Origin of the sequence: Schlesneria paludicola DSM 18645 (genome assembly GCF_000255655.1) — a bacterium.
Taxonomy (GTDB): domain Bacteria; phylum Planctomycetota; class Planctomycetia; order Planctomycetales; family Planctomycetaceae; genus Schlesneria; species Schlesneria paludicola.
In genome coordinates, this window is sequence record NZ_JH636434.1 from 3,372,289 (window position 1) to 3,385,816 (window position 13,528).

A 13,528-nucleotide genomic window follows, 5' to 3' on the forward strand; every position below is an offset into this window, starting at 1 on the left:
TGACGTTGATGCGGAGAGAACCACGAACGAGACGACGCAAAGCCGCGTTGAAGAAAAACGCGAGAGGCAAAGGCTATAGAGACACCCTATCGTTCAAATTATGGAATACATTTAAAAGATTTGTCAAATGTTCTTTATCATAAAAAGACATTTTTCCATACATTACACAGCATCCTGAGATAATCGCAATACCTGATACCACGACTACGACCAACAATCGCGACTAATATCAGAACGCTAATTCATTACAAATACGTTAGCTTCCAGGTGACCTATTGATCGCTATTCCCCAACAACGCGAATCACGCGATCACAATCTTTGAATTCAGAAATCACCCACCGGACATACGACATCAGCCCCGACCACAAAAGAATTTCAACTTCTCAAAAGCCAACAGGCTTCTGAGCTGCCGCCCTCGGAACTCGCTTCAGGCGCTGGACACGCTGTCCACCAACCTCGGCCGCATACAAGTTCCCGCTCCGATCCGTAGCGATCAAATGAGGCGTCTTGAACTCACCAGGGCCAGTTCCCTCTTTACCCCAGGCCCGAACCTCTTTTCCCTGTGCGTCGAGCTGCAGAATCTGATTGCGAGCGCCATCTGATACGAAGACAACCCCCTGCGCATCGATCGCAACCCCAAACGGTTTCATTCCTGTCCATGTTTCCAAAAGTTTGCCCGTTTGCGGATCAAGAACTTGAATCCGAAGATTATCGCGATCACAGATGATCAGGCGACCTTGCTTATCAAGCACACCCGCATGCGGCGCACTGAACTCCAAAGGCCCTGCGCCTGGCTTACCCCAGATCTCCGGATGTTTACCATTCTCTCGATAGTGAACAATTCGAGCATTTCCATAGCCGTCCATGACGTACCAGTCCGACTTGGGACCGAAAACGATATAAGTGGGCTTATTAAATTGATCGACATCTTCACCCGCCTGGTCCATCTTCCCCAGCGCGTTTAACAGTTTCCCTTGTGGCGAGAACTGAAACACAACATGGTGCTTTGTATCAGTTACCCAGATATTGTCTTGATCATCAATTGTTAGACCGTGCGCCACGCCGATCACATCGTCACCAAATGAATTAACAAACTTTCCATCAGGCTCGAAGCACAGAACAGGTGGATTCACACGCTGCAGAACGATGACGCGGCCCTTGCTGTCAGCTCCTACCCCCGAGACCGCACCTTTATTCACACCAGTGGGCCACTGAGGGAACGACGGATCGGGGACGTAGTCGAATGCCGAATCCACAGCACCCGCCGCCGCTACTGTCAGAGTCGCCTCACCACCGATCGCAATCACTCGACCGCGATCTCGCAAGAAAACCACACCGTTACTTACTGCTGGCGTGGCATAGAACTCACCTGGAGTTTCATTCTCGGCAAGTTTTTCGAGCTTTGGCCCCGCCTTCACAACAGTGCACTTGCCTTCGAGGCTCAGGAAATAAATCTTACCGTCACCTGCGACGGGCGACGCCTGATAGCGTTCCCCACCGATCCGAGCCTTCCAAAGCTCTTTGCCGGTCTTCAGGTCGACGCACGTCCCAACCCCATCATCCTTCACGGAGTAAATCAATCCGTCATAGATCGTGGGAGTCGGACAATCGGTCAGCACGGGAATCGGGCGGGAGTTGGGACTTTTCGTGACGTCCCCTTCACTGTCGGCACTGACGGCGATCGCAAGCTTCGCCTTCGCGGAAGGGGCCACCACCATCCCATCGCCGACAGCCGGTGATGCGATGGTCCGACCGTACTCTTCGCCCTCAAGAACCAGACCACCATTTTCCCAAACTCGCTTACCAGTCTCGAGATCATAGGCATCGACGTGATCGGCACCGCTCGTCACGACCATCGGTGAACGTCCTGGCGCCTCCAGAATAATTGGTGAGGTATACGCGTCCGTCGCATCACCCAGGCAGACATAGTTCCGATCGGCCAACCAGACCTCTTGACCCGTCGTGGCATTCAGTGCCAGAACATAGGACGGACCTTTGTGGATACAGGCCACATATAACCGCCCTTGCCAATAGCGTGGCGACGAGCCCATCCCAAACTTCAAATCATACGGCCCATAATCATCCGCCAGGTTTCTTCGCCAGCGAAGATTTCCGTCGCGATCCAAGCTGATGAGATCCCCCGTCCCGAAGAAGGCGTACACGTTGTCTTCGGCATCTGCCGTGGGTGACGGCGTGGCGGGATTGTGTCGATGGCGGTAGAGCTCGGGCGGGCCGTATGCGATGAAATGCCCAAACCCAACGGGCTTTTGCCACAAGATCTTCCCGTTACGGCGATCAATCGCAACGACATGCGTCGACGCATCACTGGGATCAAACGTCGTCACATAGACCCGGTTATTGGTGACAGCAGGTGACGAGTTTCCCGCACCAGGAATTGGAGTCGACCAAAGCACGCCGCGGGACTCTGACCACTCAACTGGCAGGCCCTGTTCCGTCGAGACTGACAATCCGGCATTGCCGCGAAACCCCGTCCACATCTCCGCCGACACCATAGGGCTATTGAGAGCTGCCACCAGGATGGCAGAGACGACGAGGCGAAAATTCATTTTTGAATCCTCAGCACAAACAATGAAGTATTAAATGATGCAATGAATCAACAACTCAGACAAAACGTGCGTAAGACAACTGCGAACAACAACACTTAGAAATAGCAATGACGCAAATCGCAGAACGCATGGCCGTACAAAACCTCCCACGACCATGCGTCAACATGATGCGGTGCGATTGAAGACCGACTTGCGAGAGCGACAAGAACCCTGACGATCGAGCTACCGGGACCGGAATACGACCCGACGATAAAGAATGCGACCTTACGGTAAGTCCGTGAGAAAACACGAACGAAACAACACGATCTAAGAACTGCAATCACTGAACAACGACGTTAACTGCGAACTGCGTTTGCGATGTACGATCTGAGGCGAAAAATCTGATCCGAACGAAATCCGAGATCTCTTGGTGAATGCAAAACGGATTCAGCTTCTCTAACAACTTCCGCTCCTCATCCAGCCTCCTACTTGGGACATTCGCACCAAAGGGCGATCCTTAAGAAGGCCATCAGAGAAGAAATTGACCAGAAAAGAAATTGACCGAATCGAGAATCTCCAGCGCTGATGAAATCAGGAACTGATTCAACCCAAAGACGATTCAACCTGACAACGGCTCAAGTGAAATAGAACTCAAACAGAAAACGGCTCGACTTGAATTTCGATTCGAAATGAACTGCAAACTTGTGCTGACCCGGCAATCATCATCCGGCAGAGAATCAGGCGATACGAACCACAAGCTGAGAGGAAATGACGCGACGTAACGTCGAAAAGTTCAAGCTGACAACGCTCGAGCTTTCAACTGCGGGCCACCACCCAACAGGCCGATTGTAGAGCCGACTCAACGCGAATTGATATTCGCCAATGCTTAACAAATCCATCGACTTGTATACGACTCGACTTAACGAAAGTCAACTGACGAAGTTCTTACGGGAACCGATTCAGGTGCCCCTGGCCATAAATCTCCTGCGCCGCGTGACTTTCGCGGGTCACCATCGCCCTCAATATCGAGTCCCCGCACAGGAACTCTCTGGATTGTCAGTTTTCCGAGCCAACATCTCCAGGTGATCGCATTGACCATTCCAAACGCAGCCGCGTTACTCGATTCTCAGAAGTGACTTTCGCGTGCGAACGAAAAGTGCCCCGTCCGCAATGGCGGGAGTCCCCAACACCGAATCTCCCATGTCGTTCACGGCAAGGATCTCCAGCTTGGGTGCATCGCGCAGAACGACAATATGACCGTTTTCGCCGGCAACATAAATCTTGCCGTCTCCGTAGACCGGCGACGCAAAGTAGTCGCCAGCATTGTTGATCCGAGCGGGCCCAAAAAGTTGCTTGCCCTTTTCGGTCTCAAAACAGGTCGCGATTCCACCTGACTTGACCAGGAACATCCGGTGATTCACAACCAGCGGCGACACGATGTGATCGGTATGCTTGGTCGGATGCTTCCATAAGACGTGCGTCTTGGTCACGTCGCCGCGTCCGCCGCCTTTGACCGCCAGGACAAACTCGTCCTCCGCGACCTCCGCGTCGTAGGCCGCCCCCGCTTCATTTCCCGGTGGCAGGAATGCAATATCCAGCTCGCGCCCCTCGAGCACGCCGTCGCCATTCAGATCGCCGCGATCAAAGGTCTTCTTATAGAACGCTTCTGGGACCGGACGTTTGCCGAAGAACTTCTGCACTTCGTCCTTCGTCACTTTATTGTCGCTGTTTCCCGTATCGGCGCGATCAATCGACGCCAGCCATTGACTCGCGATCCCTTTGCTTTGCAGTGAAACATAAACAACCCCATCGCGACTGACAGGCGTGGTTTTGATGTTTCGCAAGAGCGTACGCGCAAACCAAAGCCGCTTTCCGGTAGCGGGGTCATAACCAATCAGCATTCCCGTCCCCGCCACGACGATCTCATCGCCGGTGGGAGTTTCGCAAATCACAGGATGCGAGTAGTTCACCGCCATGTCATTGCGGTCGTCTTGCCATCGCAGCTCACCCGTTCGTTTGTCGAATGCATACAGTGCCGGGTGCAGGTCATCGTCCTGGCAAAATAGCACCAAATCTTTGTAGAGCACGGGCGACATCCCTGCACCCCACTTAAAGATGAAATAGGGAACCGGCAAGGGGTGACGCCAGATGTCATCTCCCGACTTGGCATCGACGCAAATCATTCCCAAAGTGCTGAAGTAAAAATAGACACGATCCGCATCGACTGCGGGAGTCGTCCCGGCATGACTATTGGTCGCGTGAATTTCGTCGGCATCGCCAATCGGCCACGAACGCTTCCAAAGCTCTTTCCCGGTGGCGACATCGAACGCCGCCAGACCGACCGTCTTTTCATCAAACATGGTTGTCGTCACGACCCGCCCCGATGCAATCACCGGACTGCCGATCCCATCACCCAGCTTCACCGACCATTTGACATGATCCGTATCCGAAAACTGAGCGGGCAGGGGAGCCGTGGTATCGGACACTCCAGAGCAATTGATGCCCCGAAACTGCGGCCAGTCGTCGGCCTGCAATGCGGCTCCCATGAAAACCAACAGACCGGCAGTCACCATTCGCATCATCAGATCGCTCCGTTTGGCTTGAGACGGAATATGAGCGTTCATCATTCTGCCACGCGGGAGCGGATGAATACAGTCTCGACGCGAAATCCCGCTCAGCGAACGAACCACCGCACGCCGTGACGGCCGGGATGATCGGAAAACCGCAGGGTGTAAGGATCGCAGCGGCGATACACGACTTGCCCATCACTGCGCACCATCAACCAGCCGAAATCCCAGTTGCGACTGGAATATTGCAAAGGAACATTCGGACAGACGCGCACCAATGGATGAGACCCGATGATAAAAAGTTGCTGCTCGGTGTAGTAATACGCAGAACCCCCGCGAACATAAACTCGATGCCCAATCGTCGGCCGATCCGAGGAAACCAGATCCAGGCAAAGCCCCTCGATTCCCAGCTTGATCGCACATCCCGATGAAAACGCCTCAACCAACGCGGACAGCGATCCCGATAAGACCGCGCCATTCGAGGAGTGACTCAGCACCTCTTGCCACGAGTCGTCCACGCAGTATCGGAACACGTCAAAGTCATAAACGAAGTTGTGTGAGGGCGCATTGCTCGTCGCATCCCAGTTATCGAACGCGTGATACTTGGGCATGTCCAGAGGAGCCGCCACGGGTGACGGCCCCCATGATGGTTCAACCGGCGCACCGTCCAGATAGGGACGGGCAATCGCTTGTGTTCCATCCTGATTGTAAAGAAAAAACGACATGGAAGATCGCGGCCCGAAGCCATGCGGCAACTCGATGGGCTGACGGAGACTCATGATCCCGGCAGACCACTTGTCCTCCATCAGATAGGTCACACCAAACTCCGCGACCTCCCGGATCAATTCACGACTACTCGACCGAGTATTAATATGTTCGCAATGCCGAAACTCGGTATAAATCCGCAAATCGGCCGCACGGTCGATGGCGACAGCCAACTCGGCCGTGCTACCCGAGACAGTCCGCCGCGTTGAATCCAGCTCTAATACTGCGCGCCACATCGTCCGAAATCCCGCTAAAACTCAGGGGCGACGGGTCGAAGCCACCCGCATGTCAAACCGGCAAGCAACCGACGCGAACGTCGTAGTCGTCAGCGTATCGCGACGCGCAGCACCGCGAAACATTGCTAGCCAGCGCACGGGCCGAGAATATTTTAACAGTGAGAAGAGACTCGCATTCGCGTGTAGTCCCTAATCGATCACATTACAATCTGTCGCGCTCACCCCGCCCGAGAACCGGGCCCGTTCTGAACCGTCCACGAAACTGCGGAGGTCGAATGCAAACGATCGGTGTTGGGATGATTGGCAGCGGCTTCATGGGCCTTACCTATAGTGAGGTCGTCGCAAAGCATGCCGAGGGCTGTCGATTGGTGGCGATCACGGGGGGCCGTCGCGCGGCGACTCTTGCAGCAGACTATGGCGTGACCGCGGAAGCATCAGTCGAGTCATTGCTGGCGAGAAAAGACATCGACGCCGTCGTTCTGGCGACTCCCGACCTCGATCGACTGGAACTGACCCGGCAAGCCGCCGCAGCGGGAAAGCACGTGCTGGCGGAAAAGCCGATGGCCCCCACCGTCGCGGAATGCGACGAGATGATCGCCGTTTGCAAGGCGGCTGGCGTCAATCTGGGTGTCGTCAAGACCGAGCGATACCGAAAGATCACGCGGAAAGCAAAAGAGTTCATCGACAATGGTGAAATGGGCCCCGTGCGAATGCTCCGGACGGTCTCGGCATTTCCGCAATCGCTGGCCAAACAACTCTTCGATGAGCGTGCCTGGATGACCGACCCGCGAGGGGGTGGCCTGTTCATGGGAATGGCGTCGCACAACACCGATTTTCTGCGATGGCTGACCGGACGCAACGCGCTACGGGTCTTCGCCCAGGCCACAACCTATAGCGACCTTCCTGGCCCGCCGCTTTCGGTCATGGCCAACATCGTTTTCGAAGATCAGATCATGGCGGACATGTGGATCACCAGTGAGCTACCCGATCCCAGTCTGCCCAGCAGTGAAGTTCGTTTCCAGGTCTTTGGACGCGATGCCATGCTGGATCTCGAAAACTTTGAATATCTGGATGTCAGCCGATCCGGAAAGTGGGAACGGATCTATACGCCCGAACGATTCGACTACTTGAAAGAGCCGAAGTCCCCCATCCGACTCTTTCCACACCGGGGGGTCATTCAAGACTTCATCGATAGCATTCGCGAACAGCGTCCGCCACATGTCGGCGGTGCCGAAGGACGAGCCGCTGTCGAAATCTGCGAAGCCTGCCTGATCTCAGCTCGAACGGGCCAGGCCGTGAATCTTCCACTCTGACAGTGCACACACACTTCGCCAGATCGCGTGCTACTACGATGCATCGACACGTCCCAGATTCGGCCCCTGAGTCAGCGCCCTCATGGCATTCCTCCCTGATATGGCGAGATTGAAGGAACATTCATGAGCCCATCGCCAGCAGCGGATCCGTTACAGACCTGTTCACTCACATGGCCCGCGCAGCGATGGAACTTACTCTTGTTCGCCGCCTGCACGGGAATGCAGTACCTGGCAGCACCCGTTCTCTATGTCGGCATCACACAGGCCTCACTGTGCGATCATTTGGGGGCCGACGCGCGAACATCCAATCTGCCGGGAACACTGTATTTCGCGATGACGGCGATGCCCGCGGTCATCGCCTGGATGTCGCCACGCGTCTCGTCACTGAAACGGAACCTGTGTCTGTTGTACGGAATTTCGGCCGTGATGCTGGCCACACTTGGAGTGATCCTCGCGCTGCCTGTCTCGACCAATTTGAAGCTCGCGATGGTCGTCCTGCAGGGAGGCGTTTCCGGGGCCGTGATGCCCGCGGCAATCGCGCTCTTGTGGGAGGTCATCGGCCGTGGGTCTGATGAATCGCGCCGCGGCTTGGCACTCAGTCTGGCATTCGGCCTCGGCCCGCTACTCGCCGTCGCGGGATCGTTTGGCCAGACCGCACTTCTCGGCGGGGACCTCTTCGGCCTGCATTTCGATGGTCTCGAATACCCGACAAATTTCATCATCTTATTTTCGGCCGGCGCACCGGTGATGGCTACCGCCGCAGTGCTCTCCCAGTTCTTCGTCATTACGCCGGTCGAACAGGAACAACCGCGTGAGCCGGTTTCCGCCGTGATCGGCTTATTGATCGGAATCGCTTTGAGCATGGCCGCAATTGGATTGGTTCAGTTCGCCGCGGTGCCGATCGAAAGCGCGACTGATGCAATCGAAGCGACGCCACCGTCTGCGACATCTGTGAGTCCAGCGCTAGCCAAGTCGGCGGGGCTCGTTTGCACGATCGGAGCGGCGCTCGCGTTTGTGCATCATTTTCGCCATGTCTTTCAGCAGCGAACTCTGCTGATTGCCACGATCGTCACAATTCTTGTTTACGCAGGTAATGTGATTCCGTCGAACATGAACCTCTATTCCACAGAAGCCCTCGGCAACCTGCCTGAGAAATACGCCGGCGTGCAAAATATGCTGCGTTTTGGCTTCAAAGTGGTTGCGGGCGTGTCGCTGGGCTGGCTGCTGACACGGACCAACCCCCGCGCAGGGATCGTGGCGACATCGTCTATTTTTCTCATCGCGATGATCTGGGCGATGCTCGTGACCGGCCCATGGTACCTGATTGCCTTTGGCATCCATGGTGCCGGCGAACTGGTTGGCGTTTATGCCCCCAACTACATTGTCTCCGCGTCGAGACGCGATGAACTGCGGCGAAACATGGCTTTCGTGACGATGCTGATGGTACCGGCCGCCCCCGCAGGTTATCTGTATGGCGCGATTGTCGACGGAGTCAAACAGTCCGGGTGGACCGCCTTCGGACTGAGCAGTGTTTCGCTGGGATTTCGCTTGAGTTTCCTGGTTTGTGGCCTGCTCATCCTGTCCGGCATTCTGTTGGCCGTCGCATTTCTGCCCGCCAGACCCAAACCCAACGTACAACTGTCGTGACGGCGAAGCCCGTTCGTCACAGACCAGATTAAGGAGCATCCAATTGCCTTCACTGAAAATCATCGCCTCGGGTCGAATCGACGAGAGCGACTCTGCGTTTCCTCAAGCGGTACAGCTGGCAAACGGCGATCTGCTGTGTTCCTACAGCGTCGGCGGCGGGCAATACGTGCGAGGTGGAACCGACTGGTCGCGATCAACCGATGGAGGGCTAACCTGGCGGCGTGAAGGCCAGCTACTTGCCGGATCGGAAAACCCTCCGTCGGCCAACGCCCTGAAGCTCAGCCTGTCCGCCGACGGCAAGATCGTCTACGCCTACGGCACCCGCTATTGGGCTAATCAGCAGGATCGATTCGGCGAACGTCAGGGCGAATCGGTGTTTTGCAAATCACTTGATCAGGGGCGAACCTGGTCATCTCCACAATCCGTCCCGATGCCGGATTGTCCCATCGAAGTATCGCACTCGATCCGCCCGCTCACATCGGGTCGCCTGCTTGCTCCAGGGGCACTGCTCGCCGAAAAAGAACGGCTCGGCGAAGAAGTGTTCGTCGCGACATCCGACGATGGCGGTGTTACGTGGCCATCACGTTCCACCGTGTTTCGTGATCCTGCGGGAAAGCTCGGATTCTGGGAACAGAAATTTATCGAAGTCAGCCCACGGACGGTTCTCGCGACCGCCTGGACCGTCACACTGGGTGACTACCAGGACCAAACCAACAGCTTCTGCCTGTCACACGATGACGGTCTGACCTGGGGCCCTTACCGTTCCACCGGGCTGCGCGGACAAACCATGTCGACGCTGCCACTGGGCGGGGATCGATTGCTGGTTCTCTATAACCGTCGCTACGGCCAACAGGGTGTCGTGATGACTCTCGTCACGTTCACGGAAACGGAATGGACTGTGGTACACGAAGGCGGCCTGATGTACGACGCTCAAGGAGTTCGGAGTCGACCGGAAGCGGGCGCGACCGGCGTTGACGAACTGGCCAGCTTTCAATTCGGCTTCCCCACCGCGATTGCTCTTCGTGATGGCACCTGCCTGGCCACACACTGGTGCGTCGAAAACGGCGTCTGTGGAATTCGCTGGACGAAGATCGCGGTGGAATGGTGAATCGTTTCGGCACCCGCATGACGCAAAAAAAGATCGTGTGCCAGGACCAATTCCCTGGCACACGATCTAACGGAAAGACGGTCGATTTCATTTTACCCGTACGAAACGAGTGGAGCTTCAAATCGGCATTGATTCGCGGATGAACTCACTGCGAATCAATGCACGCGAACCTGTTCAGCACAAAGTGGCTGTGCCACTAAAATTCGCCAACGACTTCGCCACTTCCGCGCGTGCTCAAGCTTCGCCACGTTGTCAGATCGATGTTGTCGGAAACGGCCCGCACCGAACCGTCCATCATCAACGTCGTGACGATCCCCGTATGGAAACTACGTGCGGTCACGGCGGCGTAAGTGGGCCGGCCCGCGCAGGCCCCCGTTGCTGAAGGGCGTTCTTTGCAAGAAATGTAGTCACCGACGACGGTCGTGACACCGCTTTGAATCATCACTTTCGCATTTGGTGGAAATGTGGCCGTGTACCCCGTTTCGTGAATTTTACCGTCGGTCCATTCACGATGCCCCCCCGTCGAGCCGGGAACCCCCTGAGTCAACGTTCCACTGCTGAAACTCAGAATCGTCGCCAAAGTCGGCAAGGTGTCCGTCGCGGCCGCGTCATTCCCGATGTTGTTCGTATAGCATTTCACTTCCGACGCACACATCGTGTTGCTCGTCCCATCCGAGAAATTCGCGGTGGTGAATCGGGTGTTGGGAGCAAACGCCCCGTCGCCCGGAGTTCCGCCCGTGGCGAAATCGGCTGAGTTGGGCGTGAAGACCTTCCAGGTGCCAAGATTGAAGGCGTAATTGGGCGGAAAATAACTGGGCGAAGTGGCGCTCAAGATCCCGTTTGGTTCACTGGGGCAGCGCAAGAAAGGAAGCGTTTGCGACGTGATCCCATTGGTGGAGTTCGGTGCGTCACCGTAGCCCTTGGTGAGATCCGCCAAGTTGTACGCATTGGCTTGATCGACATACGGCAGAATGCGGGCATGGATGGACCAGGTGCCCCCTTTGGACGTGCCGATGCAATAGCTGGGCGGGAAAACCGAGTTGGCATCCAGATAGTTGTGTAGTGCCAAACCGATCTGCTTCAGATTGTTCTTGCACTGCGTTCGTCGAGCCGCTTCACGGGCCTGTTGGACGGCGGGAAGCAACAAGGCAATCAAGATTGCAATGATCGCGATGACGACGAGCAGTTCGATTAAGGTAAACCCGCGTCGAACGTTCGACCGCGCTTGCACGGAGTTATGCGGAGCAGACATCAACAGCCTTTCTGAAAGACCTTCGTATTTCCACGCCTGATGGCTTGCCGCGGCTGAAACCTGCACGATTCCGCGAACGCCCCACGCCGTGGAAGAGCATTCCAGCACACTCAAACCGATTAAGTTAACACTGAGACTCAGTCTCAACACAATCGATCAAGACGATACCGTCAGACCTGAAGAGTTGCAACAGCTCGAGTGCGATCAGCAGCATGTCGATGCGTCTCGGCGATCAACCAGAGACATCCCCCTCTTCGCGAATGCCACACCACAAAGCTCCTGGCGAGACGAGGCAGACATATCGTCATCACGATCCGACGAAGCTTTACTTCCACAAAGGCACGAACGCATAATGATTCGCCGACGGAGTTCACCGCAAACGCAAAAATGATCACAAACCATTCAAAGGATGGAACATGAGACAAATAAAGAAGTGCACGTTCACCCTGATTGTAGTGACATCGCTGGCCTCGTCCCTCCTGGCGCATCCCCATCACTCACAACAGCAAAACGTCGCGGCGATGACGGGGCTCTCGGCCGGTTTTTCACACCCCTGGACGGGACTGGATCACCTGCTCGCGATGGTGGCCGTCGGCATTCTTTCGATCCAATTGGGTGGGCGTTGCGTATGGGCCGGACCCCTTGCTTTTTTGACAGGAATTGGCGGAGGAGGCATTCTTGGCCTGTCCGTATCCGAATTTTCGGGCATTTCGGGTCTGATTCCGCTGACGATCATGATGCTGGGACTCAGTCTCATCTTTCGAAAATTACCGCCTGTGACGCTGGTACTCGCGGCATTTGTGCTGTTTGGAGCCGTGCATGGGTACACTCACGGAATCGAAGCTCCGCTGCTTCGCCAGCCCGTGGCGTACATGCTTGGATTCATGGTCAGCTCGATCATCCTGCATTTCGCCGGTATTGTGTGTGGAATCGCTATGAAGAATCGACAAACCTGGGTTGGAGCGAATGCGTTCCAGCTTTCAGGAGCCGCAATCACCGTTGCAGGGCTGGTCTTCGCAGTCGGACTGTAGCGGGCGGATCAGAATTGGAATCGGTAGTCTCATGTCCAACAATGCGATCCGTCTCACTCAAGCACCGATCGCTCCTTCGGCTCGCCGGTTTGGGGTTCCCGTCAAGCTTTTATTCCGAGCCGGAGTGACGCTTTTTCTGATCGTCGTCGCAGTCATGGCAGCCGACTGGTTTCAGCGACGAGGCGTCTGGTCCGTCGTCATGGCAGGGGGAACCGTATCTTCGATTCGTCGCGCCGACAGTCTGAAATACGGTGTTTCGAACGCCACCTCCGGCGACCTCAATCCGACCATTTCGGAACTGTTCGAGGATGTTCGAAACGGGTGGTTTCCCCCAGACGATTGTGTTTTTGGCGTCAACCTGTCACACGCCGCTGTCGGCCAGGAATGTCTACCCCGCATGGCGAGCATGCCATCGCTGGAGTTTTTGGCGCTCGACGCTCGGCAGATCGGACCTGAACTGGCCCAACTCGGCCGTCTCCCCAATTTTCGCCAACTGAAAGTGCACGGCCCCGACGAACAAACACTGTTTCGGAACTTGTTAACTCTGCCGCACCTGGAACAACTTCAGATCGTAAACCCGCGCGGCATCGCCCGCGATTTCGCCGAACTGGGGCGACACCCCGTCTTACGCCAGCTCGAATTCGAAGCTCTTGATTCGACGGCCGACGATTGGGCGCGGTTACTGGAACAGTGCCATGACTGGCCACATCTCGAAATCGTGTTGATTCGCAGCCAATTCAGCCTTAGCCCCGGGCTTCAGGCACTGCAGTCCTGTCCATCCCTCACCACGCTCGAACTGTCAGCCCCCCTCTGCCACCGTGATCTCGCCGCCATCGCCGAGATACGGCAACTGACCAAACTCGTGTTGAATGCCAAAAAACTCCAGGGCACTGACTTGTTGCAGCTGGGATCTCTCAGCAAGATGCGAACCCTGAAAATTTACTCCCACGGAGACCACGAATCCGCGCTGGAGGAACTGCGGCGACTGCTGCCGAATTGTGAGATCGATAGCACCCCCTGAAAGGCCGGTTGCAACTTGCTACCCTGTTTACCCAGACAATA

At 55.9% G+C, this 13,528-nt stretch carries 9 protein-coding genes; 5 read left to right on the plus strand and 4 right to left on the minus strand.

Annotation, left to right across the window (positions count from 1 at the left end):
- Nucleotides 1-384 precede the first annotated feature (384 nt).
- From OSO_RS48115 to OSO_RS0116510, 3 genes are all read right to left on the minus strand, one after another.
- The gene (locus OSO_RS48115; RefSeq protein ID WP_010584339.1) at nucleotides 385-2,568 is read right to left on the minus strand and encodes a BamB-related PQQ repeat family beta-propellar protein; all 2,184 of its coding nucleotides are present in this window, start codon (nucleotides 2,566-2,568) and stop codon (nucleotides 385-387) included.
- Between the two features lie 1,094 nt (nucleotides 2,569-3,662).
- Nucleotides 3,663-5,129 (minus strand): BamB-related PQQ repeat family beta-propellar protein, encoded by a 1,467-nt coding sequence (locus OSO_RS0116505; protein WP_157605219.1) that lies wholly within the window; start codon nucleotides 5,127-5,129, stop codon nucleotides 3,663-3,665.
- A gap of 92 nt (nucleotides 5,130-5,221) precedes the next feature.
- Nucleotides 5,222-6,115 (minus strand): hypothetical protein, encoded by an 894-nt coding sequence (locus OSO_RS0116510; protein WP_010584341.1) that lies wholly within the window; start codon nucleotides 6,113-6,115, stop codon nucleotides 5,222-5,224.
- 275 nt (nucleotides 6,116-6,390) lie between these two features.
- On the opposite strand from OSO_RS0116510, the gene OSO_RS0116515 reads away from it, so the two are divergent.
- The 3 genes from OSO_RS0116515 to OSO_RS0116525 all read left to right on the plus strand — a co-directional run bounded on the left by OSO_RS0116515 (nucleotide 6,391) and on the right by OSO_RS0116525 (nucleotide 10,183).
- Nucleotides 6,391-7,428 carry a Gfo/Idh/MocA family protein gene (locus tag OSO_RS0116515; RefSeq protein WP_010584342.1) on the plus strand — a complete coding sequence of 346 codons (1,038 nt, stop codon included), beginning with the start codon at nucleotides 6,391-6,393 and terminating at the stop codon, nucleotides 7,426-7,428.
- Nucleotides 7,429-7,551: 123 nt separating this feature from the next.
- Nucleotides 7,552-9,075: a hypothetical protein gene (locus OSO_RS0116520; protein WP_010584343.1), complete on the plus strand. Its 1,524-nt coding sequence runs from the start codon at nucleotides 7,552-7,554 to the stop codon at nucleotides 9,073-9,075.
- A 43-nt stretch (nucleotides 9,076-9,118) separates the two neighbouring features.
- A complete protein-coding gene (locus OSO_RS0116525) occupies nucleotides 9,119-10,183 on the plus strand; it encodes a sialidase family protein (protein WP_010584344.1) in 1,065 nt (354 codons plus the stop codon).
- Nucleotides 10,184-10,379: 196 nt separating this feature from the next.
- On the opposite strand, the gene OSO_RS0116535 is transcribed toward OSO_RS0116525, so the two are convergent.
- Nucleotides 10,380-11,435 (minus strand): DUF1559 domain-containing protein, encoded by a 1,056-nt coding sequence (locus OSO_RS0116535; protein WP_050986156.1) that lies wholly within the window; start codon nucleotides 11,433-11,435, stop codon nucleotides 10,380-10,382.
- 416 nt (nucleotides 11,436-11,851) lie between these two features.
- On the opposite strand from OSO_RS0116535, the gene OSO_RS43830 reads away from it, so the two are divergent.
- Together OSO_RS43830 and OSO_RS0116550 are read left to right on the plus strand one after the other, a co-directional pair.
- Entirely contained in the window at nucleotides 11,852-12,466 is a 615-nt protein-coding gene (locus OSO_RS43830; RefSeq protein ID WP_010584346.1) for a HupE/UreJ family protein, read from the plus strand.
- Nucleotides 12,467-12,497: 31 nt separating this feature from the next.
- On the plus strand, nucleotides 12,498-13,487 hold the full coding sequence (locus OSO_RS0116550) for a hypothetical protein (RefSeq protein WP_010584347.1): 990 nt from the start codon (nucleotides 12,498-12,500) through the stop codon (nucleotides 13,485-13,487).
- The last annotated feature ends 41 nt before the right edge of the window (nucleotides 13,488-13,528 follow it).

Coding starts and splice junctions, on each gene's coding strand:
- OSO_RS43830 (WP_010584346.1), top strand. CDS start 11,852: ATGAGACAAATAAAGAAGTGCACGTTCACCCTGATTGTAGTGACATCG.
- OSO_RS0116550 (WP_010584347.1), top strand. CDS start 12,498: ATGTCCAACAATGCGATCCGTCTCACTCAAGCACCGATCGCTCCTTCG.
- OSO_RS0116515 (WP_010584342.1), top strand. CDS start 6,391: ATGCAAACGATCGGTGTTGGGATGATTGGCAGCGGCTTCATGGGCCTT.
- OSO_RS0116520 (WP_010584343.1), top strand. CDS start 7,552: ATGAGCCCATCGCCAGCAGCGGATCCGTTACAGACCTGTTCACTCACA.
- OSO_RS48115 (WP_010584339.1), bottom strand. CDS start 2,568: ATGAATTTTCGCCTCGTCGTCTCTGCCATCCTGGTGGCAGCTCTCAAT.
- OSO_RS0116505 (WP_157605219.1), bottom strand. CDS start 5,129: ATGATGCGAATGGTGACTGCCGGTCTGTTGGTTTTCATGGGAGCCGCA.
- OSO_RS0116510 (WP_010584341.1), bottom strand. CDS start 6,115: ATGTGGCGCGCAGTATTAGAGCTGGATTCAACGCGGCGGACTGTCTCG.
- OSO_RS0116535 (WP_050986156.1), bottom strand. CDS start 11,435: ATGTCTGCTCCGCATAACTCCGTGCAAGCGCGGTCGAACGTTCGACGC.